This is a genomic window from Streptomyces sp. NPDC050703, assembly GCF_040654435.1.
Classification (GTDB): domain Bacteria; phylum Actinomycetota; class Actinomycetes; order Streptomycetales; family Streptomycetaceae; genus Streptomyces.
On record NZ_JBFAHX010000022.1, the window covers coordinates 119,891 to 143,946 of the forward strand.

General features: G+C 73.3%; 20 protein-coding genes and 1 pseudogene. 11 read left to right on the top strand and 10 right to left on the bottom strand.

Annotated features, from left to right (window positions below; translation table 11 throughout):
- The first annotated feature begins 6 nt into the window (after positions 1 to 6).
- The 5 genes from AB0I16_RS21395 to AB0I16_RS21415 all read left to right on the top strand — a co-directional run bounded on the left by AB0I16_RS21395 (position 7) and on the right by AB0I16_RS21415 (position 5,817).
- A complete protein-coding gene (locus AB0I16_RS21395) occupies positions 7 to 1,218 on the top strand; it encodes a type III PLP-dependent enzyme (protein ID WP_363251057.1) in 1,212 nt (403 codons plus the stop codon).
- On the top strand, positions 1,215 to 1,787 hold the full coding sequence (locus AB0I16_RS21400; protein WP_363251032.1) for a GNAT family N-acetyltransferase: 573 nt from the start codon (positions 1,215 to 1,217) through the stop codon (positions 1,785 to 1,787). Before AB0I16_RS21395 ends, AB0I16_RS21400 begins: the two co-directional genes overlap by 4 nt.
- Positions 1,787 to 3,028, top strand: a complete 1,242-nt coding sequence (locus AB0I16_RS21405) for an MFS transporter (RefSeq protein WP_363251033.1) — start codon at positions 1,787 to 1,789, stop codon at positions 3,026 to 3,028. Before AB0I16_RS21400 ends, AB0I16_RS21405 begins: the two co-directional genes overlap by 1 nt.
- A 164-nt stretch (positions 3,029 to 3,192) precedes the next feature.
- Positions 3,193 to 4,107, top strand: coding sequence for a diiron oxygenase (locus AB0I16_RS21410; protein ID WP_363251034.1), 915 nt, complete (start codon positions 3,193 to 3,195; stop codon positions 4,105 to 4,107).
- 48 nt (positions 4,108 to 4,155) lie between these two features.
- Positions 4,156 to 5,817 (top strand): FAD-dependent oxidoreductase, encoded by a 1,662-nt coding sequence (locus AB0I16_RS21415; RefSeq protein ID WP_363251035.1) that lies wholly within the window; start codon positions 4,156 to 4,158, stop codon positions 5,815 to 5,817.
- Between the two features lie 16 nt (positions 5,818 to 5,833).
- Here AB0I16_RS21415 and AB0I16_RS21420 read toward each other — a convergent pair whose 3' ends face one another.
- From AB0I16_RS21420 to AB0I16_RS21450, 7 genes are all read right to left on the bottom strand, one after another.
- A complete protein-coding gene (locus AB0I16_RS21420) occupies positions 5,834 to 7,171 on the bottom strand; it encodes a phytase (protein ID WP_363251036.1) in 1,338 nt (445 codons plus the stop codon).
- Positions 7,172 to 7,533: 362 nt separating this feature from the next.
- Entirely contained in the window at positions 7,534 to 8,793 is a 1,260-nt protein-coding gene (locus AB0I16_RS21425) for an MFS transporter (RefSeq protein WP_363251037.1), read from the bottom strand.
- Positions 8,790 to 9,314, bottom strand: a complete 525-nt coding sequence (locus tag AB0I16_RS21430) for a hypothetical protein (RefSeq protein WP_363251038.1) — start codon at positions 9,312 to 9,314, stop codon at positions 8,790 to 8,792. The genes AB0I16_RS21425 and AB0I16_RS21430 overlap by 4 nt, the downstream gene beginning before the upstream one ends.
- 37 nt (positions 9,315 to 9,351) lie before the next feature.
- Positions 9,352 to 10,566, bottom strand: a complete 1,215-nt coding sequence (locus AB0I16_RS21435; RefSeq protein WP_363251039.1) for a hypothetical protein — start codon at positions 10,564 to 10,566, stop codon at positions 9,352 to 9,354.
- Positions 10,567 to 10,669: 103 nt separating this feature from the next.
- Positions 10,670 to 10,834: a hypothetical protein gene (locus AB0I16_RS21440; protein WP_363251040.1), complete on the bottom strand. Its 165-nt coding sequence runs from the start codon at positions 10,832 to 10,834 to the stop codon at positions 10,670 to 10,672.
- Positions 10,835 to 11,052: 218 nt separating this feature from the next.
- Complete coding sequence (locus AB0I16_RS21445; RefSeq protein WP_363251041.1) at positions 11,053 to 12,651, bottom strand: SulP family inorganic anion transporter; 1,599 nt, start codon at positions 12,649 to 12,651, stop codon at positions 11,053 to 11,055.
- 54 nt (positions 12,652 to 12,705) lie between these two features.
- The gene (locus tag AB0I16_RS21450; protein ID WP_363251042.1) at positions 12,706 to 13,365 is read right to left on the bottom strand and encodes a carbonic anhydrase; all 660 of its coding nucleotides are present in this window, start codon (positions 13,363 to 13,365) and stop codon (positions 12,706 to 12,708) included.
- A gap of 404 nt (positions 13,366 to 13,769) precedes the next feature.
- Here AB0I16_RS21450 and AB0I16_RS21455 point away from each other — a divergent pair, with 404 nt between their 5' ends.
- From AB0I16_RS21455 to AB0I16_RS21465, 3 genes are all read left to right on the top strand, one after another.
- On the top strand, positions 13,770 to 14,666 hold the full coding sequence (locus AB0I16_RS21455) for an SDR family oxidoreductase (RefSeq protein WP_363251043.1): 897 nt from the start codon (positions 13,770 to 13,772) through the stop codon (positions 14,664 to 14,666).
- Positions 14,667 to 14,750: 84 nt separating this feature from the next.
- Entirely contained in the window at positions 14,751 to 15,218 is a 468-nt protein-coding gene (locus AB0I16_RS21460; RefSeq protein WP_363251044.1) for an SRPBCC family protein, read from the top strand.
- A gap of 15 nt (positions 15,219 to 15,233) precedes the next feature.
- On the top strand, positions 15,234 to 16,865 hold the full coding sequence (locus AB0I16_RS21465) for an NAD(P)/FAD-dependent oxidoreductase (protein WP_363251045.1): 1,632 nt from the start codon (positions 15,234 to 15,236) through the stop codon (positions 16,863 to 16,865).
- A gap of 39 nt (positions 16,866 to 16,904) precedes the next feature.
- Here AB0I16_RS21465 and AB0I16_RS21470 read toward each other — a convergent pair whose 3' ends face one another.
- The 3 genes from AB0I16_RS21470 to AB0I16_RS21480 all read right to left on the bottom strand — a co-directional run bounded on the left by AB0I16_RS21470 (position 16,905) and on the right by AB0I16_RS21480 (position 20,769).
- The gene (locus tag AB0I16_RS21470) at positions 16,905 to 17,777 is read right to left on the bottom strand and encodes a VOC family protein (protein ID WP_363251046.1); all 873 of its coding nucleotides are present in this window, start codon (positions 17,775 to 17,777) and stop codon (positions 16,905 to 16,907) included.
- A 105-nt stretch (positions 17,778 to 17,882) separates the two neighbouring features.
- Positions 17,883 to 20,039, bottom strand: coding sequence for a glycogen debranching protein GlgX (gene glgX / locus AB0I16_RS21475; RefSeq protein ID WP_363251047.1), 2,157 nt, complete (start codon positions 20,037 to 20,039; stop codon positions 17,883 to 17,885).
- 124 nt (positions 20,040 to 20,163) lie between these two features.
- Positions 20,164 to 20,769: a pep a2 gene (locus tag AB0I16_RS21480; protein WP_363251048.1), complete on the bottom strand. Its 606-nt coding sequence runs from the start codon at positions 20,767 to 20,769 to the stop codon at positions 20,164 to 20,166.
- Positions 20,770 to 21,018: 249 nt separating this feature from the next.
- Between AB0I16_RS21480 and AB0I16_RS21485 the strand changes: the two are divergent.
- From AB0I16_RS21485 to AB0I16_RS21495, 3 genes and pseudogenes are all read left to right on the top strand, one after another.
- Positions 21,019 to 21,198 (top strand): annotated as a pseudogene (locus AB0I16_RS21485) (DUF5133 domain-containing protein); the annotation flags it as partial.
- A 477-nt stretch (positions 21,199 to 21,675) separates the two neighbouring features.
- Entirely contained in the window at positions 21,676 to 23,712 is a 2,037-nt protein-coding gene (locus tag AB0I16_RS21490; RefSeq protein ID WP_363251058.1) for an alpha-1,4-glucan--maltose-1-phosphate maltosyltransferase, read from the top strand.
- A partial coding sequence (locus AB0I16_RS21495) for an alpha-amylase family glycosyl hydrolase (protein WP_363251049.1) occupies positions 23,709 to 24,056 on the top strand: 348 nt, incomplete at its 3' end. The genes AB0I16_RS21490 and AB0I16_RS21495, both read left to right, overlap by 4 nt.

Below are 24,056 nucleotides of genomic sequence, written 5' to 3' on the forward strand. Positions count from 1 at the left end.
GCGACGATGACGTGCGGGCCCGTCCCGCTCCCCGCGACGGGCCCGGGGGCCGCACCCCGGCTCCTGGCCGCCCTGGCGGCCGCCGACGACGACCGGATCGTCTTCGACCTGGCCGGGATCGAGGGGGCCTACGAGGCGCTGCTCCGCGAACTGCCGGGCGTCGCCGTCCGGTTCGCGATGAAGGCGTGCCCGGTCGACGAGGTGCTCGGCCGGCTGGCCGCGCGGGGCTGCGGCGTCGACGCGGCGAGCCCCTACGAGGTGGAGCAGGCGCTGCGCGCGGGGGTGCCGATCGGCAGGACGCACTACGGCAACACCGTGAAGTCCGACCGCGACATCGCGGAGGCGCACCGCCTCGGCATCACGGACTTCGCCACCGACAGCCTGGAGGACGTGGCCGCCGTCGCGCGGCACGCGCCCGGCGCCCGGGTGTTCTGCCGGCTCGCGACCACGGGGGAGGGGGCGCTCTGGGGGCTCAGCAACAAGTACGGCTGTTCGCCCGCCGACGCCGTCGCCATCCTGGAGCGGGCACGAGAGCTGGGCCTCACCCCCGCCGGGCTCTCGGTGCACGTCGGCTCCCAGCAGATGACGGCGGACGCCTGGAGCGGCGCCTGCGACCTCATCGCCGACGTGCTGACCGCCCTGGCCCGGCGCGGCATCCCCCTCGACCACGTCAACCTCGGCGGCGGACTGCCCGCGCTCGGCTACCGCGACCAGCACGGCACACCGCTCGACCCCCCGCTGGACAAGATCTTCGCGGTCATCCGCGAGGGCATGGCGCGGCTCGGCGCGATCCCCGGCCACCGGCTCGGCTTCGTCATCGAGCCCGGCCGCCATCTCATCGCCGACCACGGCGCCATCCGCGCCCATGTCTCCCGGCTCGCCGCGCGGCGCCGCCCCGACGGCGAGCGGCAGTACTGGCTCTACCTGAGCTGCGGCAAGTTCAACGGGCTCTACGAGATGGACCAGTTGCAGTACCGCCTGGTCTTCCCCACCCACCACGGCGCCGACTCCGTGCCCGCCGTGGTGGCGGGCCCCACCTGCGACAGCGACGACGCCTTCTCGCACAAGCACGGCCTCGTGCCGGTGCCCGAGGCACTGGCCTCGGGCGACCCGGTGTGGGTCCTGTCCAGCGGCGCGTACGCGACCAGCTATATGACGCGGGGCTTCAACGGCTTCGGCCCGCTGGCGTACACCTGGGCGGAGGGCGGGGACGCGTGAGCCGCACCCAGGTACTCGATGTGCCCGCCGGCCAGGCGGTACGGGTACGCCGTATCGCCGAGGCCGACTGGGACGGCATCGTCGAACTCGAAGCCCGTGCCTACGCACGGCTCGGCCTCTCCGAGGGCAGGGACGCGCTGCGGTCCCGGATGCTCGCGTCGCCGGACACCTGCTTCGCGCTCGACCTCGGGCCCCGGCTCGCGGGCTATCTGCTGGCCCTGCCCTATCCGGCGGAGCGGTACCCGGACCTGCGCAGCCCGGAGGAGCGGCCCGCGGTCGCCACGCCCACGTCGCGCAATCTCCACCTGCACGACATCGTCGTCGCCGAGGGCCTGCGGCAGCGGGGCCTCGCCCGGCATCTGCTCGACGGCCTCACCGCCGCGGCCCGTGCGCACGGGTACGAGCGGATCTCCCTGGTGGCCGTGGGCGGCAGCGACCGGTACTGGGCGCGGCGCGGCTACACCGCCGACGAGGCAGCCGGTCTCCCGGCCGGGTACGGCCCGACGGCCGTGTACATGTCCAGGGCGGTGCCGGCGGGTCCGGCACCGCGCGACAGAGAAGTGGGCTGATGCGGGTGCTCCGCGTACGTGATCCTTTCCACCGCGGACAGCTGGCCATCGCCGCCCTGTTCTGCGCCCTCGGCTTCCAGTACGCCACATGGGCCGCGCGCATCCCCGCCATCAAGGCCGACCTCGGCCTGACGGCGGCGGAGGTCGGGGTCCTGCTGATGGCCGCGGGCGTCGGTGCGGCGGTGTCGTTCCCGCTGGTCGCGGCCCTGATGCGGCGGCTCGGCTCACAGCGCCTCGCGCTCCTGTCCGCGCTCGCCCTGGCCCTGGTCCTCCTCGCGCTCGCCGCCGCCCCGAACTACCCCGTCGCACTGCTCGTCATGTGCGTCGACGGAGTGCTCGTGGGCTGTCTGAACGTGGCGATGAACGCGCAGGGCGCGGCTCTGGAGAGCCGGTACGAGCGCAACGCCATGGCGCGGCTGCACGCGACGTTCAGCGGTGGTTCGCTGCTCGCCGCGCTGCTGGCCTCCGGCATGAACGCGGTCACCTCCACGGTCGCCGCGCACTTCGGCGCCGCCGCCGTGCTCCTGTTCCTGCTCGTGGCGGTGGCGCGCACCGGCCTCCTGACGGACGGGAAGCCGGCGGAGGAGACGACGGAGAAGGCAGGGAAGGCAGGGAAGGCAGGGGAGGCGGGGAAGGCGGAGAAGCGGCCCCGGAAGTGGGCCGTGCCGTCCGCCCTGACGCTGTGGATGTGCGTGGCCATGGCGTTCGGCACCGTGACCGAGGGCGCCATGAACGACTGGTCGGCGCTCTACCTGGAGGAGGTCGCCGACGCCTCGGAGGGCCTGGCTCCCCTCGGCATCGCCGTCGTCTCCGGGATGATGGTCGTGGCCCGCCTCTTCGCCGACGGCTGGCGCAGCCGCTTCGGCGACGGCCGCGTCGTCCTGCTCGGCAGCGCCCTAGCGGGCGTCGGGCTGCTCCTCGCCCTGGTCAGCGGCGGCCTGATCCCGGCCCTGATCGGCTTCGCCTGCGTCGGCCTCGGCATCGCGGCCGTCACTCCCTGCGTGTACGTGGCGGCGGCGGGGCAGGGCTCGGACTCCCTGACGCTGGTCGCGGCCATGGGCACGACGGGGCTGCTCGCCGGGCCGCCGCTCATCGGCTTCATCGCCCACGCGAGCAGCCTGGTCTGGGGCTTCGCCGCGGTCGCCGCCTCCGCGCTCGTCGTCGCCGCGTGCAGCACCAGGATTCGGTGGACGCCGGTGGGGCAGCCGGGCGGCACCGCCGAGCAGTTGAGCCACACCTGACCGCTCCCGGCACGCGCGGGGCCCGCCGCCACTCGTGCTTACTGGAGGGTAGGCACACAGACCCCGTTGTTATACCTTCTGTCTAACAACGGGGTCGTGGCCTGCCGTGCCCGGCGGCGCCGCGGCCTCCTCTGCCCTGACGTCCGAGTCGAGGAGCCGCAGCGATGGCGAGCAGCACTGTCCGGCCGACCACACAGGACGACCCACCGGAGGGCGACATCGCCCGGCGGCTGCTGGACTCGGCCGCCGTGCTGGCGTACGACCCGGCCACCGAGGTCGACTGGGAGACCCCGCTCGACCGCGGCTACCACGGCGCGAGCCCCGAGTGGAGCACGCTCTACGGAACCGCCTACTGGCGCGAGATGACCGAGGAGCAGCGCAAGGAGCTGACGCGGCAGGAGGCCGCGTCGGTGGCCAGCACCGGCATCTGGTTCGAGATGATCCTCCAGCAGATGGTGCTGCGCGACGTCTACGCCAAGGACCCGACGAGCGCCGAGGTCCAGTGGGCGCTCACGGAGATAGCCGAGGAGTGCCGCCACTCGATCATGTTCGCCCGCGGCGCCGAGAAGCTCGGCGCGCCGCCGTACCGCCCGCACCGGTTCGCGACCGAGATGGGCAGGGCGTTCAAGTCGATCGCCTTCGGCGAGGCCGCGTACGCCGCGATCCTCGTGGCCGAGGAGGTCCTCGACGTCATGCAGCGCGACTGGATGCGCGACGAGCGGGTCGTGCCGTTCGTGCGCACCATCAACAACATCCACGTGGTCGAGGAGTCGCGGCACATGAAGTTCGCCCGCGACCAGACGCGCAAGCGCCTCGCGGGCGCGGGCCGCGCGCGCCGCCAGTTCAACGCCCTGGTCATCGCCATCGCCTCGTACGTCATCGTCACCAGCATGGTGAACCCCGAGGTGTACGCGAACGCCGGTCTGGACGGCAGGCGCGCCCTCGCCGAGGCGAAGGCCAACGAGCACCACAAGTCGATGCTGCGCTCCAGCTGCGCCGGGCTGATGGAGTTCCTGGCCTCGTGCGGTCTGCTCACCAAGCCGGCCCTGGTCTTCTACAAGCGCGCCCACCTCATCTGAGGCGATCCGACCGTCCCGACCGTTCCGAGCCGAGCCGAGTCCACGAACATGACCTACGTCATCACCCAGACCTGTTGCAGCGACGCCTCCTGCGTCGCCGTCTGCCCGGTCAACTGCATCCACCCCACGCCGGAGGAACGGGCGTTCGGCAGCACCGAGATGCTGCACATCGACCCCGCGACCTGCATCGCCTGCGGCGCCTGCGCCGACGCCTGCCCGGTCGACGCGATCTTCCCGGTGGACAAGCTGCCGGCCGCCCAGCGGGAGTACGCCGCCATCAACGCGGGCTACTTCGACGAGGACGGAGCGGGCGGCGGCCCCGCGCCGGAGCCCGAGGGGCCCAACTTCCACCCCTGGGGCGCACCGTCCTTCCCGCGCGTCCTGCCCGCCGACTTCACGCCGCCGAAGGTCGCCGTCGTCGGCACGGGACCCGCGGGGATGTACGCGGTGCAGGACCTGCTCCTGCACACCGGCGCCCAGATCACGCTCATCGACCGTCTCCCGGTGGCGGGCGGCCTCGTACGGTACGGCGTGGCGCCGGACCACCCGGCCACCAAGCGGGTCGGTGACGCCTTCGCACGCTTCCACACCCACCCGAGGGTACGGATGCACCTGGGGCTCGACGTGGGCACCGACGTCACCGCCGAGGAGATCGCCGACCACCACGACGCGGTGATCTACGCGGTGGGCGCCTCCGCCGACCGGCGCCTGGACATACCCGGCGAGGACCTGCCGGGATCGCTCTCCGCGGGCGCCTTCGTCGCCTGGTACAACGCCCACCCGGACGCGGCACCGGACACCGTCGACCTCTCGGCGGAGCGCGCGGTAGTGATCGGCAACGGCAACGTCGCCCTGGACGTGGCGCGCATCCTGCTCGCCGGCCCCGAAGCGCTCGCCCGCACCGACATGGCGGACCACGCCCTGAGCGCGCTGCGGTCGAGCCGGGTGCGCGAGGTGGTGCTGCTCGCGCGGCGCGGCCCCGAGCACGCGGCCTGCACCCGCTCCGAACTCCTCGCCCTGAAGCACCTCCCGGGCGTCGACCTCGTCGTCGACGACCACGACCCGAGGATCGCCGCCGCCATCGAAGCGGCGGGCCCGAAGGACAAGGCCGCCGTCCTGCGCGACGTCACCCGCGTCCCCGTGGACCTGGAGCGGCGGCCGGAGCCGGGCAGGCGCGTCGTCCTGCGCTTCCACAGCGAGCCCGCGGAGATCCAGGGCGAGGGCAGGGCCGAGGCGGTGCGCGTCGCGTCCGGGACGGAGGAGTGCGTCCTGCGGGCGGGCCTGGTGCTGCGCGCGATCGGCTACCGCGGAGTGCCGGTGGCGGACCTGCCCTTCGACGAGGCGACCGGCACCGTGCCGCACGAGGGCGGCCGGGTCGCCGGGCGCCCCGGCACCTACGTGGTGGGCTGGATCAAGCGCGGCCCCACCGGCGGCATCGGCGCCAACCGCACCTGCGCCGCCGAGACGGTCTCGACACTCCTCGCCGACGCGGTCGCGGGCGCCCTGCCCGCGCCCCGGCAGCCGGTCCGTGCCTTCCACCGCCTGGCCCGCCGCCGCAACCGCCACGTGGTCGACGCCCGCGGTCTGGCCGCGATCGAACGCGCGGAGACGGCCCGCGGCGAGGCCGCGGGCCGCCCCCGGGTCAAACTGGCGACGGTGGCCGAACTCGTCTCCACCGCGCGGTCGGGACGCACGGGCCCGCTGCGCTGAGGGGCCGTGCGGAGCGTCAGTCGTCCAGGGCGTCCATGACCTTGCCGAGGTCCACGAACTTGAAGTTGGTGGAGGGGCGCTCGCTGTCCCCGGGCGCGTCGTGGCCGTCCTGCACGACGAGCAGACCGTTCGGGAACCTGGACCCCAGCGGCTCGTTGAGCACGGCGGCGCCGTCGCACTCCTCCGAGCCGTCGAGGGTCGCGGAGGCCGCGGTGACGCGGAAGCCGCCCTCGTACTCGTTGGCGTCGGAGACCTCGCGGTCGTAGGCGGCGAAGGTGTTGTCACCCTGGCTGGACGCCAGGAGGTAGCCGTCGCCGTCCTTCTCCGTGAGGAGCGTCAGCCCCTCGACGTCGGCCGTGACGCGCTTGCCGCCGTACCCGGGGTCGGTGCCCGGGGCGCACTCCTCGGTCTCCTCGTCATAGGTGCCGGGAACGCCGTACTCGCGGACCTTGTCGATGAGCTTCGGCGTGCCGGTCAGGTCGGCGCGGAGCCGCCAGATGCCGACGTCCTCCTGGCCCGCGTACAGCGTGCCGTCGGCCGGGTCGACCACCATGCCCTCGACCTGCGGCAGTTCGCCGGGCTCCCCGCAGGGCGTCCACGAAGTGCCGTCGGGCAGACGGAAGTCGGCGGGCAGGTCGAGGGTGCGCACCTTGCGGTAGTCGACCTTGCCGTCGGCGGCCGGGGTGAGTTCGAGCAGGGCGATGCTCGTCCGCTCCCGCCGGCTGACCAGGGCGTAGGAGCGGCCCGTGGCCTTGTCGGTCCAGGTGGCGAGCCCGTACGCGGTGCGCTGGTCGTCGATCTCCTGCTGGTCGGCGGAGAAGACCGGCGGCGCCGAGGGGGCCGTGACGTCGGTGAGCGGGGCACCGGGGCGGCTGTTGTCGATGCGGTAGAAGCGGAGCCGGTCGGTGCCGCGGTCGCTGGTCACGGCGAGGTCGGCCTTGCCGGACGACAGGCGCAGTCCGTGCACGAGGTCGACGTTGTTGTAGCGGCCGGGGGCGTGGTCGGGGCCCGGCGCTGCGGGCGCGGGCAGGGACTGCACCTCGCGGGCCGCAAGGTCGTAGACGCGGAGCCCGCCCTGCTTGCCGGTGGCTATCACCAGGCTGCGGTCGGGGTTCGCGGTGTCGCGCCAGATCGCCGGGTCGTCGGCGTCGGCGTCGCCGCCCGCCTCGTCGTCGTGCAGGGCCGGGGTCTCGGCGCGCGGCGTGACGGCGGGCAGCGCCGCCTTCGCGTCCGCCGCGCCGGCGGGTGCGGCCGGTGCGGCCACGGCATGGAACGGCACGGCGAGCGCGGCGAGGGAGGCGACGGCGGTGGCGAGGGCGAGCGCCGCCGACCGGTGACTGCGAGGGGTGACCACGTAGGGATCCCTTCGGGGAGGAAGGCCGGGTGTTGGACGGGCAGAGTCTGTGATCTCCGTATGAAGGATTACCGATGGGTAGTACGGGACGAGGTGAAGCGACGGTGAACAAAGGGGCGTGCGCATGATGGACCGACGGGTCGTCAGTGTCCATGCGGGCGGGGGCGGGAGGGTCCCTCTGGACCTCGGGCGGCGCACGAGAAGACCCCGGTCTCCGAATCGGAGACCGGGGTCTGTGGAGCGCTGGGCAGGCCTTGCACCTGCATCTCCCCGCAGGAAGCGGGGCATCTTTCCTTGGACGACCAACGCCTGGCCTGCCACCGGAAGTTCGGCGGCGAGCTCAAGATCAATCATAGCCCATGTCAGGCGGTGCCCGAACCAGCCTCCGCACCGGCCCCGCGCCCCCGCACGGCCACCGCCGGGATCACCGCGAGCGCGAGGGCGCCCGCCGCCACGGAGAGGAGCGGATAGCCGCCGCCCGCCACCACCGGACCGGAGGCCATGCCGCCCGTCGCGCCCGCCAGGGACATCCCCACGTCGACCAGGCCCTGCACGGACGCGCGGCGCTCCGTGGGGGCGGCGTCGGTGACCAGTGCGGTGCCGCCGACCAGGGCGAGGTTCCAGCCGACGCCGAGTACGACGAGCGCGCAGGCCGGCCAGAGCACGCCGCCCGGCGGTGCGAGACCGGCGAGCAGGCCCGCGCCGAGCAGGACGACACCGGACGCCGCCGCCACGGGCAGCGGGCCGAAGCGGTCCACGAGCATGCCGCTCAGCGGCGACGGCAGGAACATCGCGCCCACGTGCAGCGCGATGACGAGCCCCACGGCCTGGGTGCCGTGGCCGTGCCCCGCCATGTGCACCGGCGTCATCGTCATCACGGCGATCATCACCAACTGGGCGGTGACCATCACGGTGGCGCCCGTGACGACACCGGGGGTGAAGCGGCCGGACTCCCGCGCGGCGGCCACGGGCCCCCGCGCCGGCGCGGCACCGGCCAGGAGCAGTGGGTCGGGCCGCAGCCACAGCAGCAGGACCAGGGCGGCGGCCGCGTAGGCGACCGAGGCGAGCAGGAACGGGCCCGCGAGCCGCGGGATGCCCCAGGCATGGGCGAGGGAGCCCGCGGGGCCGACGAGGTTCGGGCCCGCGACCGCCCCCAGCGTCGTGGCGAGCAGCACGGTGCCGGTGGCACGCCCGCGCCGCTCCGGCGGGGCGAGGTCGGCACCCGCGTACCGCGCGAGGAGGCCCGTCGCCGTGCCCGCCCCGTACACGAAGAGCGAGGTCAGCAGCAGCCACGCCCACTGCCACGCCGCCCCGGCGACCACCCCTGCGCTGCCGAGCGCGGCGGCCCCGTGGCCGAGGGCGAGGCCCGGGCGCCGCCCCCGCCGCTGCGAGACCCGCCCGATCACCGCCGCGCCGACGGCCGCGCCCGCGGTGAACAGCGCGGTCGGCAGTCCGGCGAGCCCCGTGGAGCCGAGCAGGTCCTCGGCGAGGAGCGCACCGACCGTGATGCCCGCGGCCATGCCCGCACCGCCCAGCGCCTGCGAGACGACGAGCACGGTCAGGGCGCGCCGCAGGACGTCGGGCGACGCCGCTTCCCCGGCACGCGGGGCGGCCGTGGTCACGCCGCTCCCCGCGAGGGCGCCTCCGCCTCGCCCGCCGCGGCCGCGATCTCCGCCAGGGAGAGGCCGAGTTCGTCGTGCAGGAACCGCACGACCGTCCAGTGCGGCAGCGCCGCCTCGTCGAAGGGGCCGAACGCGGCGGTGTAGAGCGGAATCCACCGCAGCGCCTCCTCGGCGGCCGTCGCGCGGCCGGGGGCCGCCTGGTAGGCCTCGTAGGAGATGCTGCGGTGGTGGATGAAGCGGCCGCCGGGCAGCCGCTCCTCGCACAGTTCGCGGTACTCGCGGGTCTGCAGGACGAGGTAGTGCCAGATCTCGTCGATGTCCTGCTCCACGGGCAGGAAGAGGCCGCCGAGCCGGTCGGGGTGCCGGGAGACCAGGTAGAGATAGCGGAGGCACTCGCGGACCTGTACCGCGACGAAGGCGGTGTCCGGAGCGCCGGGCCGTGCGGCGAAGTGCCCGACCACTTCCGTGTGCAGGTCGTCGCCGAGCAGTTCCTCGGCGGTGGGTGCCGTCTTGACGGGCATGGGACCGGCTCCTGTTCGATGCTCTGGGGGCTGGGCGCTACGGGATCAGCCAGGCGTACTTGCCGGAGCGTCCGACGGGGATGCGGGCACGGTGCTCGACCCGGCAGGCGCGCCCGGTCAACTCGCCGACGGACCGCGCGAGTTCGCGGCTCTCCCCGGGCGTCGGCGGGGTGCCGTCGAAGGTCGTGCACCACAGCAGGCACTCGGTCTCACCGCTCAGCCGCAGTTGCTGGAGGAAGACCCGGGGGGTGACCGCGGCGACGCGCGCGTCCAGGTCGGCCTGGGCCACGGGGCCCGCGGGAGTGGCGAGCAGCTCCTTCTCGCGCCCGCAGAAGGAGACGATCCGCCGTGGGTCGGTGCTGCCGTCACGGGTGCGGACGCAGTCGCCGGAGCGGTAGCGGACCAGCGGCATGTACGGGTTGCGGATGCTGGTGACGATGAGGCTGTGGATACCGCTGCCGGGCTCCACCGGGATCAGCTCCACGCTCATGCCGTCCAGGTGGGGCCGGTACGAGCCGTCGGCCTCGCCGGAGAAGAGGTAGCCGAGTTCCGTGCTGCCGAAGAGGTCCACGACGGGGCAGCCGAAGCGGGCCCGCAGGGCGGCGCGGACGTTGAGGGGTGTGTACTCGTACGCGTGGACGATGCCGGCCGGCGGCGGAAAGGCGTCCCACAGGTCCCACTTGGTGACCTTGGTGACGAGGTGGGCCAGGTGGTAGCCGGAGCAGTCGAGGAGGTACGAGCCCCGGGGATGCGCGGCGGCGACCTCCCGGATCTCGGCGAGCATCCGCCCGACCTCGGCGCGGTCCCAGTCGGCCGGGTCCAGGCGGCGGTTGAGGTAGAGGGTGCGGTCGTCGAGCCAGCGTTCGCCCGGTGTGGCGCCCGGCTTGCGGGAGTTGACGCGGGCGACGTGCTCGGTGGCGAGGACCGTGGTCAGGGAGATCCGCCGGGCGCCGTCGTGCCAGGACGCGCCGAGCGCCGGGTGCTCGCTCCAGAGGCGGTAGTAGGAGCGGAGCAGGAAGTACGGCGGGCGGATGAGCCGCATGCGGGCGTGGTTGGTGCCGGTGGAGAGCACGTACTCCGCCTCGCCGGTCTCCAGGGCGCGGGCCAGCTCGGGGGTCATCCAGTTGTCGGGGAAGCCCTCGGCCAGCGCGGGCTTCTCCAGGATCGGGAAGTCACCGCGCTCGACGGACGCGCGGTAGAGGGGGATGTCCCGGACCCGGTCCAGGACGTCGGCGCTCGGCAGGCGGTTCATGGGGGCTCCGGAGGGGGGAGGGGGCCGGGGGTGGGGGCGGGGCCGCCGCCTGCGCCGGCGGCTGCGGTGGCGGCCCCGCCCGGCGCTCAGTGGCTCAACGGGGTCAGGAGATGCAGCCGGTCTTGCCGGTGGCGCTGATGCAGCCGCTCTTCGGCGCCGAGCTGATACAGCCGTCCTTGGCCGAACCGGCCGCGCCCTGGGCCGAGTTGACGGCGACCCACTTCTGCCACACGGACTCTTCGGTCATGCGCTTGATGAGCTGCTCCATGGTGGAACCTCCATAGATATGAGCCGTAAGCGATGGTTTCGGATGATCTGCCCCATCGCCGTTCGAAGGTAAAGAGAAGGTCAAAGGAGTGTCAAGAGGTGGCGAAGACCACTTCCGGCCGCCGCGCGCGGGCACGCCGGACCGCCGTACGCGGGCACGCCGGACCGCCGCGCGGCGAGCCATGGGCGTGGTTCGGGCGGGCGGTCCGGCGGTCTCGGTCAGCTGTGGGCGGACGCCTGGGCGGGGACCTCGGCGGGCCTGCCCGGCTCCGTGGGCTCCCCGGGATCGCCGGAGCCGGAGCCGGAGCGGGAGCCGGAGCCGGAGCGGGACGGCGGACGCGTCCGCATCCGGACGGCCTCCGTGCCGCTGTCGTTGTGCCGCAGGGCCCAGTTCTCCAGCGTCGTGCGGCAGGCGTGGTCGAGGTGGCGCACCACGGTCAGGTCCAGCTCGATGGGCCGGTCCTTGGGCAAGGCCTCCAGCGTCTCCAGGATGCGCGGGAGCCGCAGGAACGTGGCGTTGCCCGTGAGCGTCACGACCATGCGGCCGTCGGTGAGTTCACGCACGTCCACCTGCACATGGGAGGTGTCCCAGGCGGACTTGACCACGGCGAGGACCAGGCCGAGCACCACGCCCTCGAACATGTTGGTCACCACGATGGCGATCGCGGTGGCCGCGAGGACGACGGCCTCGCCCCGGTGGGCGCGGGCGAGCGGGACGATCTCCTTGACGGGGATCAGCTTGCAGCCGGCGTGCACGAGGACACCGGCGAGCGCGGCCAGCGGGATGATGCCGAGCGCGGACGGCACCAGCACGGCGAAGAGCAGCAGCCAGGCGCCGTGCGCGATGCGGGAGAGCGGCGTGCGCGCACCGGCCCGCACGTTGGCGGAACTGCGCACGATGACCGCCGTCATGGGCAGCGCGCCCAGCGCGCCGCACACCGTGTTCCCGACGCCCTGGGCGACGAGTTCCTTGTCGTAGTGCGTGCGCGGCCCGTCGTGCATGCGGTCCACCGCCGCCGCGCTGAACAGGGACTCCGCGGACGCGATCAGCGTGAACGCGAGGACCGTGCCGAGCACCGCCACGCTGCCGAGGTCGGCGAGATCGCCGAGACCGGGCGGCTGGACGGCGTCGATGAGGCCGCGCACCTCCACGTTCGCCACGTCGAGGCGGAGACCGGCCACCGCGGCGGTGGCCAGGGCGACCGCCGCCAGGGGGGCGGGCACCACGCGCGCGGCGGCGGGCAGCTTCGGCCAGAACACGAGGACGGCGATGGTGCCGGCGCCGACGGCCGCGGCGGTCAGGGACGCGCTGTCGGTGAGGACGTCGCCGATGAGGCGGGGCAGCCCGGCGATCTTGTCGGTGCCGGAACGCGGCTGTTCCGCGCCGGCCATGGTGTAGAGCTGGCCCAGGATCAGTACGAGGCCGATGCCGGCCAGCATGCCCTGGACGACGGAGACGGAGATCGCGCGGAACCACCGGCCGCAGCGCAGCAGGCCGAGGGTGACCTGGAGCGCGCCGGTGAGCAGCACGATGGCGCCGAGCATGCCGAGCCCGAACTCGCGCACCGCCTCGAAGACGAGCACGGTGAGGCCGGCGGCGGGGCCGCTGACCTGGAGGGCGCTGCCGGGCAGGCAGCCGACGACCAGGCCGCCGACGATGCCGGTGACCAGGCCGAGTTCGGCGGGGACGCCGGAGGCGACGGCGACGCCCACGCAGAGGGGCAGGGCGACGAGGAAGACGACGAGGGAGGCGAGGAGGTCCTGGCGGAGGACGCCGGGCTCACGCAGCTTGCGGTAGGGGGAGAGGAAGGAGGACATCAGAGTGGCGGGTCCTGTCGTGGGAGCGGGCCGGGCTCGGGGGCGCGGCGGGCTTCACAGGGGACCGAACGCCGGGCGGTCGCCTGACGTGGGGCGGCCGCCGGATGAGGGGCGGTGGACGAGGACGGCACCGGTGTGCACCTCGTAGTACCAGGCGTGCAGGGTCAGCGCGCCGGCGTCGACGCGCTCCCGGACGCACGGGTACGCGCGCACGCGCGCCACCTGGGCGAGCACGTGCTCCTGCACGGCCTCCGCGACGTCCTCCGCGTCCGGGGTGAGGGAGCGCAGGACGTCGTCGGGGGCGACGGAGTGGTCGAGCCAGTCGCGGACGGCCGGCACGGCCGACAGGTCCTCGCCCCGCACCAGCGCGCCGACCGCGCCGCAGTGCGAGTGCCCGCAGACGACGATGGAGCCGACCCCGAGGACGCACACGGCGTACTCGATGGTGGCCGCCTCGCTCATCGGGTGGCCCTCGCGCTCCGCGGCGCCGGCCGAGGGGTAGGGGGGTATGACGTTGCCCGCCGTGCGGAGTTCGAAGAGCTCGCCGGGGCGCGCTCCGGTGATCAGGGAGGGGACGACGCGCGAGTCGGAGCACGTGATGAACAGGGCCTCGGGGGACTGCCCCGCGCCGAGGGCCCGGAAGGCCTCGGTGTTCCGTGGGTCCGCGACATGGGTCGCGGCGAACGATCGGGCGTTGTCGATCAGTGACTTCATGGTGGCCTGCCTCCTGCGTCCGCACGGCCGGGGCCGGGACGCGGTGTGGTCGGGTCGAGGGTGAGGGAGGGGCGGCGCGGAGGGCCGGGATACCGGCTCCGGAGGGCCCCGGGAGACAGCCTGCTGGGCCGTCGTGTCCTCCACTTTGCCATCGCATTAACCTTCGATGACAGAGCAAAATTCTGCCAAAGAATGAGTAATAAGCATCCCTGATCTGGCACTTAGTCCAGTGATCAACCGTTGGTCAAGGCTTCACGTCGAGGCCCGCGGAGCCCGGGAGGCGATTCCGATCGCCGATGCGCCCGTTTCACCCCCGTTCGCCGGGGCACCCGAGGCACCTCCCCGCGTGCGGCGGCGGCCCGCCGCACCGAGGGTGGAAGGAACGAGCAGGAAGGCCACCACTGATGAACGACGCCACCGGCGCCCCGGACCGGCAGGACCCGACGACGCGCCACCCCCAGCCGGACTTCGCGCAGCAGGACCAGGAGACGCCCGGCTGGACGGGGCCCATGGACCCGCCACCGGACCACGGCGAGGACTCGTACCGGGGCAGCGGCCTCCTCAAGGAGCGCAAGGTGCTGCTGACCGGCGGCGACTCCGGCATCGGCAGGGCCGTCGCCATCGCCTTCGCGCGGGAGGGTGCGGACGTCCTCTTCACCCATCTGCCCGAAGAGGCGGGCGACGCGAGGGAGACGGCGCGCCTCGTCGAGGAGGCAGGGCGCAAGGCGGTCGCCGTGCCCTGCGACATCCGCGAGGAGGAGCAGTGCCGCAGGCTCGTGGCGCGCGCGGTGGAGGAGTTCGGCCGGATCGACGTCCTCGTCAACAACGCCGCGTACCAGATGTCGCAGCCCGGCGGGATCGGCGACATCTCCACCGAGCAGTTCGACCGCGTGATGCACACGAACCTGTACGGCATGTTCTGGCTCAGCAAGATGGCGGTGCCGCACATCCCGGCGGGCGGCTCCATCATCAACACCACGTCGGTACAGGCCTACAAGCCGAGCCCGCACCTGCTGGACTACGCGATGACCAAGGGCGCCATCGTCACCTTCACCCAGGGGCTCGCGCAGATGCTGGTCGAGGACGGCATCCGCGTCAACGCCGTGGCCCCGGGGCCGGTGTGGACCCCGCTGATCCCCGCGACGCTGCCGGACACCACGGAGTTCGGCAAGCAGGCGCCGATGGGCAGGCCCGCCCAGCCCGCCGAGATGGCGCCCGCCTATGTGTTCCTCGCGTCCCAGCACGCGAGCTTCATCACCGCGGAGATCGTGAACGCGACCGGCGGCACCCCGCTGCCGTGATGCCGCCTCCGCCGTGGACGGAGAGGCAGGAAGAGTGCGGACGCGCCGGCCCGGACGGGCTCGCGCCGGACGAAAGGGCATGACGTGGCCGTACGCCATCACCTGATCAAGAAGCCCCCCTCGGCGGTGTGGGAGGTGCTCGACGACGGGCACCGGTACGCCGACTGGGTGGTCGGCACGCACGACTCCCGGCCGATCGACGGGCACTGGCCCGAGGTCGGGTCCCGCATCGAGTACACCATCCGGCTCGGCCCACGGGAGTTCACGGGGCACACCGTGGTGCGCCGCCTCGAACGGCCGGACCGGCTCGAACTGGAGGCCTACAGCGGGGCCCTCGGCACGGCCCGGATCGCCATCGAGGTGCAGCCCTGGGGCGAGCACACCCTGGTGCGCGTCGACGAACACCCGCTGCAGGGCCCGGGCGGCGCCCTGCACAACGCCGCCGTCGACGCCCTGATCCAGATCCGGCACCGCAGCATGCTCGGCCGCCTCGCGGCGCTGGTCGAGCGGGGCAGGCCCCACGACCGCGCGGCCCAGCACACGACGACCTGAGACGGGGGAGTACTCATGCCGGACGCAGTGGTGATCGGTGCGGGACCCAACGGTCTCGTGGCGGCGAACCTGCTGGCCGACGCCGGATGGAGCGTGGAGGTCCTGGAGGCGCAGGACGAGCCGGGCGGCGCCGTCCGCAGCGACCGCGGGGTGCACCCCGACTACATCAGCGACGTGTTCAGCGCCTTCTACCCGCTGGCGGCCGCTTCGCCGGTCATCGACGGGCTCCACCTGGAGCGCGACGGCCTGCGCTGGTCCCACGCCGAACACGTGCTCGCCCACCCGCTGGCCGACGGCCGCTGCGCGGTCCTGAGCCGCGACCGCGACGTCACCCTCGCCTCCGTCGACTCCTTCGCCGAGGGCGACGCGCGCGGCTGGGAGAACCTGCACACCATCTGGGACCGCCTCCGCGAGCCGCTGATCGACGCCCTGTTCACGCCGTTCCCGCCGGTGCGCTCGGGCCTGACCCTGGCCGCCAGGCTCAGGGCGGGCGGCGGCCTGCGGGTGGCGCGGTCACTGGTGCTCCCCGTGCGCAGGCTGGGCGAGGAGGAGTTCGCGGGCGAGGGCGGCAGGCTGCTGCTCGCGGGCAACGCCCTGCACGCCGACCTCGCCCCCGAGGCGGCGGGCAGCGGCGGCTTCGGCTGGCTGATGTCCATGCTCGGCCAGACGTACGGGTTCCCGGTCCCCGTCGGCGGGGCAGGGGCGCTGACGTCCGCCCTGGTCGGCCGCCTGGAGCGCAAGGGCGGCACGGTGCGCTGCGGGGAGCGGGTCACCGAGGTGGTCGTGCGCGGCGGCCGCGCGGTCGGCGTGCGCACCGCCGCGGGCGAGGGCGTGGTGGCCCGCAAGGCCGTCCTCGCCGACGTGGCCGCCCCCGACCTGTACGGAAAGCTGGTCGACGCCGCGCATCTGCCGCACCGCCTGCTCCAGGATCTGCGCCGCTTCCAGTGGGACTTCGCCACGTTCAAGGTGGACTGGGCCCTGTCGGGGCCGATCCCCTGGACGGCGGAGGGCGCGCGGGGCGCGGGAACGGTCCACGTCGCCGACGGCGTCGACGAGCTGACGCGGTTCGCCGCGCAGATCGCGATGAGCCTCGTACCCGACAGGCCCTTCTCGCTGGTGGGCCAGATGACCACCGCGGACGCCACACGCTCCCCGGCGGGCACCGAATCGGCGTGGGCGTACACGCACGTGCCCCACCACGTACGGGACGACGCCGGCGACGACGGCCTCACGGGCAGGTGGGACAAGCGCGAGAACGAGGCCATGGCCGACCGGGTGGAGACGCAGATCGAGCGCCTGGCGCCCGGCTTCCGCGACAGGATCATCGGCCGGCGCATCCTGGCGCCGCCCACGCTGGAGGAGCTGAACACCAACCTGCGGGGCGGGGCGATCAACTCCGGTACGACCAACATGCACCAGCAGCTCGTCTTCCGGCCGGTACCCGGAGCGGGCCGCCCGGAGACCCCGGTGCCGCACCTCTACCTCGCGTCCGCGTCGGCGCACCCCGGCGGCGGAGTCCACGGGGCCCCCGGCGCGAACGCCGCGCGGGCCGCCCTGCGCCGCCGCTACGGCTCCGGAATCTTCTCCACCGCCCAGCGCGCCCTCGGCAGCCGCGGCAGGACGGGCCGGAAGCCGGGCGCTTGCTGACCCGGCTCCCGGCCCGTCCCCCGGGCCCGCCCCGCCCCGTCAGGCCGGGCGCGGTCCCGGCTCCCTGGCGATGACCCTGAACCGCGCGCCGTCGGGGTCGCGCAGGGTCGCCGACGGGGGCCGCCCCGAGAGGTCCTGGTCGATCACGTGGCCGCCGTTCTCGGCCGCGGCGCGCACACACGCCTCGACGTCCTCCACGGTGAAGTGGACCTGCCAGTGCGGCCGGACGGACGGGTCGGGGGACGCCTCGACGGCCCCCGAGCTGAGCCGGGCCGCCGGGCGGCCGCCGCTGAAGAGGACCACCTCTTCCTCCTGGTAGCGCACCTCGCAGCACTCCGGCCGCCCGCACGCCCAGTCGAGCACCTCGCCGTAGAAGATGGCGGCGTCGAAGGCGTCGCGGGTGCTCAGGCGCAGCCAGGCGGGCGCGGCGTGCGACGCGCTCCGCCAGCTCGTGAGGATCTCGCCCTCCCAGACGCCGAACACGGCCCCGTCCCGGTCGGACAGCAGGGCCGCGCGCCCGTTGGGGAAGGGGATCGGCCCCACCGCGACCGTCCCGCCGCGCTCCCGCACCCGGGACACCGTCTCGTCGGCGCCGAGCACCGCGAAGTACGGGGTCCACGCCGCCGCGATCTGCAGCGAGGTGGCGACGGCGCCGACCCCGGCCACGGGGTCGCCCCCGGCGGTGGCGACCGAGAACTGCTCGCCGAGTTTGGCCGGCCGGAACCGCCAGCCCATCACCGCTCCGTAGAACTTCTGTGCGGTGGTGAGGTCTCGTGCCGTCAGGCTGACCCAGCAGGGAGCCCCGACCGCTGACTCACTCAGTACGGACCCGGTCCGCCTGGCGGAGCCGGCGTCCTCGCCCGCGACGGCCGTGCTCTCCCGGCCCGGTGGCTTCCTGTCGTCGTGGTGCATGTGCAACCCGTCCTGGAATTCGAGGCACCCTCGAGAATTACTCCGGCACCTGTGCTTGAGGGCCCGCCGGGCCCGGCTTCTCCCACGGATGGCGTATCGGGGGCCTCATGGGGCGTCGTCGTCCGGGCAGCGGTCTCGCGCGGTGCCGCTCGCGGTCATGGAGGGCCGGGAGAGCAGGAGCAGACCGTGTGCCGCGACGGCGACCTCGCTGCCCGCCTTGTGTTCGGTCTCGTCCGAAAGGCCCTGGGGGTCCGAGGTGTCGATCCGTGTCATCCACCGCTCACCGTACGCGGGCTCGGGCAGCCGGAAGACGACCGGCTCCCGGAAGCTGTTCAACAACAGCAGAAAGGAGTCGTCGACCACGGGCATGCCCTGGGGGTCCGGCTCCGCGATCGCGTCGCCGTTGAGGAAGACGCCGACGGAGTGCGCGTCCGCCCGCTGCCAGTCGTCCTCCGCCATCTCCCGCGCGTCGGGCCGCAGCCACACCAGGTCCGCGAGGGGCTGCCCCTCGTGCGTCACCGTGTCGCCGCGGAAGAAGCGGCGTCTTCGCAGCACCGGGTGGGCGGTGCGCAGGGAGATGCAGCGCCGGGTGAAGGCGACGAGGTCGCGCTGTTCGTGGTCGAGGTCCCAGTCGACCCAGGTCAGCTCGCTGTCCTGGCAGTAGGCGTTGTTGTTGCCCCGCTGCGTGCGGCCCAGCTCGTCGCCGTGGGCGATCATCGGGATGCCCTGCGAGAGCAGCAGGGTGGCCAGGAAGTTGCGCTGCTGCCTGCCCCGCAGTTCGAGCACCGCCTCGTCGTCGGTGGGCCCCTCGACGCCGCAGTTCCACGAGCGGTTGTGACTCTCACCGTCCTCGTTGCCCTCGCCGTTGGCCTCGTTGTGCTTCCGGTCGTACGAGACCAGGTCCCGCAGTGTGAAGCCGTCGTGGGCGGTCACGAAGTTGACGCTGGCGCGCGGCCTGCGGCGGTCGTGCTGGTAGAGGTCGGCGGAGCCGGTGAGGCGGGAGGCGAACTCGGGGAGCGCGTGCTCCTCGCCGCGCCAGAAGTCGCGCACCGAGTCCCGGTACTTGCCGTTCCACTCCGACCACAGCGGCGGGAAGTTGCCGACCTGGTAACCGCCCTCGCCGACGTCCCACGGCTCGGCGATGAGCTTGACGCGGCCGACCACCGGGTCCTGCTGGACCATGTCGAAGAACGCCGAGAGCCGGTCCACGTCGTGGAACTGGCGCGCGAGCGTCGCCGCCAGGTCGAAGCGGAAGCCGTCGACGTGCATCTCGGTGACCCAGTACCGCAGCGAGTCCATGACGAGCTGAAGCACGTTGGGATGGCGCATCAGCAGGCTGTTGCCCGTGCCGGTGGTGTCGAAGTAGTGCGCGGGGTCGTCCTCCGCGAGCCGGTAGTACGAGGCGTTGTCGATGCCGCGGAAGGCCAGCGTCGGGCCGTTCTCGTTGCCCTCCGCGGTGTGGTTGTAGACCACGTCGAGGATCACTTCGAGCCCGGCGGCGTGCAGCTTCTTGACCATCGACTTGAACTCGGTGACCTGTTCGCCGCGCGAGCCGTCGGCCGCGTAGGCGTTGTGCGGGGCGAAGAAGCCGATGGAGGTGTACCCCCAGTAGTTGGAGAGCCCCCGGTCGCGCAGGAAGCCGTCCTGCGCGAACTGGTGCACCGGCATCAGCTCGACGGCGGTCACCCCGAGGGAGAGCAGGTGGTCGATGACCGGCTCGGTCGCGAACCCCGCGTAGGTGCCGCGCAGCTTCGCGGGGACCCCCGGGTGCCTGCGGGTCAGGCCGCGCACATGCGCTTCGTAGATCACGCTGTCGGCGTACCGCCGTCTGGGCGGCACGTCACCCTCCCAGTCGAAGGCGTCGTCGGTCACCACCGAGAGCAGGGTGTGCGCGGCGCTGTCGGCCGGGTCGGGGCCGTCCCCGGCGAGTTCGTAGAGGGACGGGTGGTTGTCGATCTGCCCCTCGAAGGCCCTCGCGTAGGGGTCGAGGAGCAGCTTCGCGGGGTTGCAGCGGTGCCCGGCGGCCGGGTCCCAGGGGCCGTGCACCCGGTAGCCGTAGCGCTGACCGGGGCCGATGCCCGGCAGGTGGCCGTGCCAGATGAAGCCGTCGACCTCGGTGAGGGTGACGCTTCGGTGCGTGCCGTCCTCGTCGACGAGGATGAGGTCGACACGGTCGGCGGCCTCGCTGAAGAGGGCGAAGTTGGTGCCCTCGCCGTCGTAGGTGGCGCCGAGGGGGAAGGGGCGTCCGGTCCAGGTGCGCACGCGCTGCCTCCGTACGGATGAGCGTGGTCCGAGTCTGACCGCGCGCCGGGCGTCGGGACGCCGGAAGGCCGCGGCTTCCCCGGCGGGCGCCGCGGCCCGGTGCGCCGCCGCGTGAACGTGGCGCTCACACGGCGGGAGCGGTGTGCGGCCGCGGTTCCTGCGCTGGGGATCGTTCCACCATCCTGGGGCACGATCCGTCGGAGCGCCGGTTGTGGGTGCCCGGCAGGGCGGCGGCGACCAGCGGTTCCCCCGGTTCCCGCGCGGCGAGTCCGGCGACGGGGAGTTCCCGGGGGACGTGCAGGGCCGTGCGCAGTCCCGGCGTGGGCATGAAGGGCGTCAGCGGGGCCCGTTCGGCGGAGCGCGCGCGGTGCGAGAACCAGATGATCTTTCCGTCGTTCGCGGGGTAGTTCCCCCAGCCGTCGCTGAGCGCGGCGATCTGTGCCAGGCAGCCCTGCGGTCCGTAGTGCGGGTCCGGCAGGCCGGGCTCGTTGTCCGACACGGCGGTGATGAGGTGCTGCCTGTTCCACCACAGCTCCACGGCGGTGTTCTTGTCCGTCCCGTGCTCCACCACCGCACGCAGCAGCACGCCGGCGCAGTGGCTCACGGGTTCGACGAGCGTTCCCAGCCCCCAGTGCCGGAGATGGGCGGCAAGGATGCGCCCGACCTGCTCGATCCTCTCCGGGGTGATCTCCACCTCTAGGTGGTAGTAGCAGGGGGTTGACCTTTTCATCGCTCTTGGCTCCCTTCAGCGAAGCATCCGGTACCGAAACGGCTCGGCGAGCCGCACCCCGAGCACGAAGCGTGAGCGTGGATCGCTTCTGAGTCACTATCAGAGTGGGTGCGCTGCTCCATTCGTGCAACACGAGCCACTCGCGTAGTGGTTGAAGATCCAACAGGACGCTTCGTGTGCGCCCGTGCACTATGGGTCCACAAGCTCTGGTCGGCGATCACGCCGGTCCCTCCAGAAGGTGAGCAACGGATGCTGTTGCCTGCCAAGGCCGAGGTCGCGCGGCACCTGGGCACGTACCGGGCATGGGAACGGCTGCTCCTCGCCGACCCCGCCGACAGCGGCGTGCGGATGCGCTTCGAGAACACGGCGTACACGCTGTGTGTGCTGATGGGTGAGTGCACGGCCCGGGTCGCGGCGGAGACGGCCGAGTTCTACCTGGGCCTGCGGCCTTCACGCCGTCGGCGAGCGACCGGCGGCCGGTGGCCGTCCACCCCGTATGGCGGCAGTCCGCGCCCCGAACGCCGGATTCCGGCAGAGGAGAGATCGATGACCCAGGCTCCGCAGACGAGCGCCGCCCGGCCGACGACCTCCGTCGCGGAACGGAGTACCACCCGGTCGGCCCCCGCCGTCGCGGAACGGAGCACCACCCGGCCGAAGCCGCCCGCCCCGGCGCCGCAGCGGAGCGCGGCCCGCGCCGAGGCACCGGCCGCGAAGACGGACGCCCCGAAGACGGATGCCCCGAAGACGTCTGCCGTGAGGGCACCCGCCGCGAAGCCACCGGCCCCGAAGGCCCGCGCCCCGAAGCGGAGCGCCGCCAGGGCCGAGCCGTCCGCCCGGGAGCGGGGCGCCGCCCGGTCGAAGGCGCCCGCACGCAAGCGCGCCGCCGCCCCGCGGACGACGCCGCCGGTGCCCACGGAGCGTCCGGTCACCTTCGACGTCCCCGTCCGTGACGTGCGCCCGGTGGTCGAGGGCGGGCGCCGCCCCGCCAAGGCCGTGCCGGGGGAGACCTTCCAGGTCACGGCCACGGTCTTCGGCGAGGGCCACGAGGCGGTCGCCGCCAACGTCGTGCTGCTCGGCCCCGACGGCCGCACGGGGCCCTGGACCCCGATGCGCGAACTGGCCCCCGGCACCGACCGCTGGGGCGCCGACGTCACCCCCGACGCCGAGGGCCGCTGGACGTACGCCGTGGAGGCGTGGGCGGACCTGGTGACGGGATGGCGCCGCACCGCCGGGGTGAAGGTCCCGGCGGGGATCGACACCGGAGTCACCCTCGAAGAGGGCGCGCTGCTGTACGACCGCGCCGCGCGCGGAGTGCCCGAGGGTGCCGGCCGCCGGGCCCTGCTCGACGCGGCGGAGGCGCTGCGGGACGAATCGCGCCCGGCGGTGGACCGTTTGGCGGCGGCACTCACCCCCAGGGTGGAATCGGTGCTGGCGCGCCACCCGCTGCGGGAGCGGGTCACCCGCTCGGCCCCCCTGCCCCTGCTCGTGGAGCGGAGCCGCGCGCTCTTCGGCTCCTGGTACGAGTTCTTCCCGCGCTCGGAGGGCGCGGTGCTCCGTCCGGGGGCCGCGCCGGTCCCGGGGACGTTCCGCACGGCCGCCGAGCGGCTGCCGGCCATCGCGGACATGGGCTTCGACGTGGTCTACCTGCCGCCGGTCCACCCGATCGGCGGTACGCACCGCAAGGGCCCGAACAACTCCCTCGTGGCCGGCCCGCGGGATGTCGGCGTGCCGTGGGCGATCGGCTCCCCGGCGGGCGGCCACGACGCCGTCCACCCCGACCTCGGCACGCTCGACGACTTCGACGCCTTCGTGCGCAGGGCGGACGAGGTGGGTCTCGAAGTCGCCCTGGACTTCGCGCTCCAGTGCTCGCCGGACCACCCGTGGGTGGAGGAGCACCCGCAGTGGTTCCAGCACCGGGCGGACGGGACCATCGCGTACGCGGAGAACCCGCCGAAGAAGTACCAGGACATCTACCCGATCGCCTTCGGGGCCGACCTGGTGGGGCTGATCGCGGAGACCGAGCGGCTGCTGCGGTTCTGGATGGGGCACGGCGTGCGGATCTTCCGCGTCGACAACCCGCACACCAAGCCCGTGGTGTTCTGGGAGCAGGTGATCGCCCGCGTCAACGCCACCGACCCGGACGTCATCTTCCTCGCCGAGGCCTTCACCCGCCCGGCGGTCATGCGGGCCCTGGCCGCGGCCGGTTTCCAGCAGTCGTACACGTACTTCACGTGGCGCAACACCAAGGCCGAGCTCACCGAGTGCCTGACCGACCTCAGCGTGGAGAGCGCCGCCTATCTGCGCCCCAACCTCTTCGCCAACACCCCCGACATCCTGCCGGGCTACCTCCAGGAGGGCGGCCGTGCCGCCTTCGAGGCCCGCGCGGTGCTCGCCGCGACACTCGCACCGACGTGGGGCATCTACGCCGGGTTCGAGCTGTGCGAGAACACCCCGGTACGGGCGGGCAGCGAGGAGTACCTGAACTCCGAGAAGTACGAGCTGCGCCCGCGGGACTGGGCGGCGGCCGAGCGCGAGGGATACTCCATCGCGCCCCTCATCACCACGCTCAACGGGATAAGGCGTCACCACCGGGCACTGCAACTGCTCAGGAACCTCCGATTCCACCGGGCGGACAACGACCGCCTGATCATCTACAGCAAGCGTGCGGGCGAGGACGTCGTCGTGGTAGCCGTCAACCTCGACCCCCACCACACCCAGGAGACGACGGTCTCGCTGGACATGCCGGAGCTGGGCCTCGACTGGCACGAGACCGTGCCGGTGCGCGACGAGCTCACCGGTGATACCTACCACTGGGGCAGGGACAACTACGTGCGCCTCGGTCCGGGCGGCGCGCACGTGCTGACCGTGCAGCGACGTGAGGCACTGGACGGTCCGGGCGAGCCGGCCGACCGCCCGACGACCGGAGGGTCATCCACACCATGATGGTCAATGAGCCCGTCCAGGACACGTTCGAGGACACGCCGAGCAAGGACCGGGACCCCGACTGGTTCAAGCGCGCGGTGTTCTACGAGGTCCTCGTCCGCTCCTTCCAGGACAGCAACGGCGACGGCATCGGTGACCTGAAGGGCATCACCGCCAAGCTCGACTACCTCCAGTGGCTCGGCGTCGACTGCCTCTGGCTGCCGCCCTTCTTCGAGTCACCGCTCAAGGACGGCGGTTACGACGTCGCGAACTACACGGCGGTGCTGCCGGACTTCGGTGACCTGGCCGACTTCGTGGAGTTCGTCGACAGCGCCCACCAGCGCGGCATGCGCGTCATCATCGAC

What these genes read in the sequence shown, in the direction of transcription:
- AB0I16_RS21395 (WP_363251057.1), top strand. Translation starts at nt 7, where the DNA reads ATGACGTGCGGGCCCGTCCCGCTCCCCGCGACGGGCCCGGGGGCCGCA.
- AB0I16_RS21405 (WP_363251033.1), top strand. Translation starts at nt 1,787, where the DNA reads ATGCGGGTGCTCCGCGTACGTGATCCTTTCCACCGCGGACAGCTGGCC.
- AB0I16_RS21410 (WP_363251034.1), top strand. Translation starts at nt 3,193, where the DNA reads ATGGCGAGCAGCACTGTCCGGCCGACCACACAGGACGACCCACCGGAG.
- AB0I16_RS21415 (WP_363251035.1), top strand. Translation starts at nt 4,156, where the DNA reads ATGACCTACGTCATCACCCAGACCTGTTGCAGCGACGCCTCCTGCGTC.
- AB0I16_RS21430 (WP_363251038.1), bottom strand. Translation starts at nt 9,314, where the DNA reads ATGCCCGTCAAGACGGCACCCACCGCCGAGGAACTGCTCGGCGACGAC.
- AB0I16_RS21435 (WP_363251039.1), bottom strand. Translation starts at nt 10,566, where the DNA reads ATGAACCGCCTGCCGAGCGCCGACGTCCTGGACCGGGTCCGGGACATC.
- AB0I16_RS21440 (WP_363251040.1), bottom strand. Translation starts at nt 10,834, where the DNA reads ATGGAGCAGCTCATCAAGCGCATGACCGAAGAGTCCGTGTGGCAGAAG.
- AB0I16_RS21445 (WP_363251041.1), bottom strand. Translation starts at nt 12,651, where the DNA reads ATGTCCTCCTTCCTCTCCCCCTACCGCAAGCTGCGTGAGCCCGGCGTC.
- AB0I16_RS21450 (WP_363251042.1), bottom strand. Translation starts at nt 13,365, where the DNA reads ATGAAGTCACTGATCGACAACGCCCGATCGTTCGCCGCGACCCATGTC.
- AB0I16_RS21455 (WP_363251043.1), top strand. Translation starts at nt 13,770, where the DNA reads ATGAACGACGCCACCGGCGCCCCGGACCGGCAGGACCCGACGACGCGC.
- AB0I16_RS21465 (WP_363251045.1), top strand. Translation starts at nt 15,234, where the DNA reads ATGCCGGACGCAGTGGTGATCGGTGCGGGACCCAACGGTCTCGTGGCG.
- AB0I16_RS21470 (WP_363251046.1), bottom strand. Translation starts at nt 17,777, where the DNA reads ATGCACCACGACGACAGGAAGCCACCGGGCCGGGAGAGCACGGCCGTC.
- AB0I16_RS21480 (WP_363251048.1), bottom strand. Translation starts at nt 20,769, where the DNA reads ATGAAAAGGTCAACCCCCTGCTACTACCACCTAGAGGTGGAGATCACC.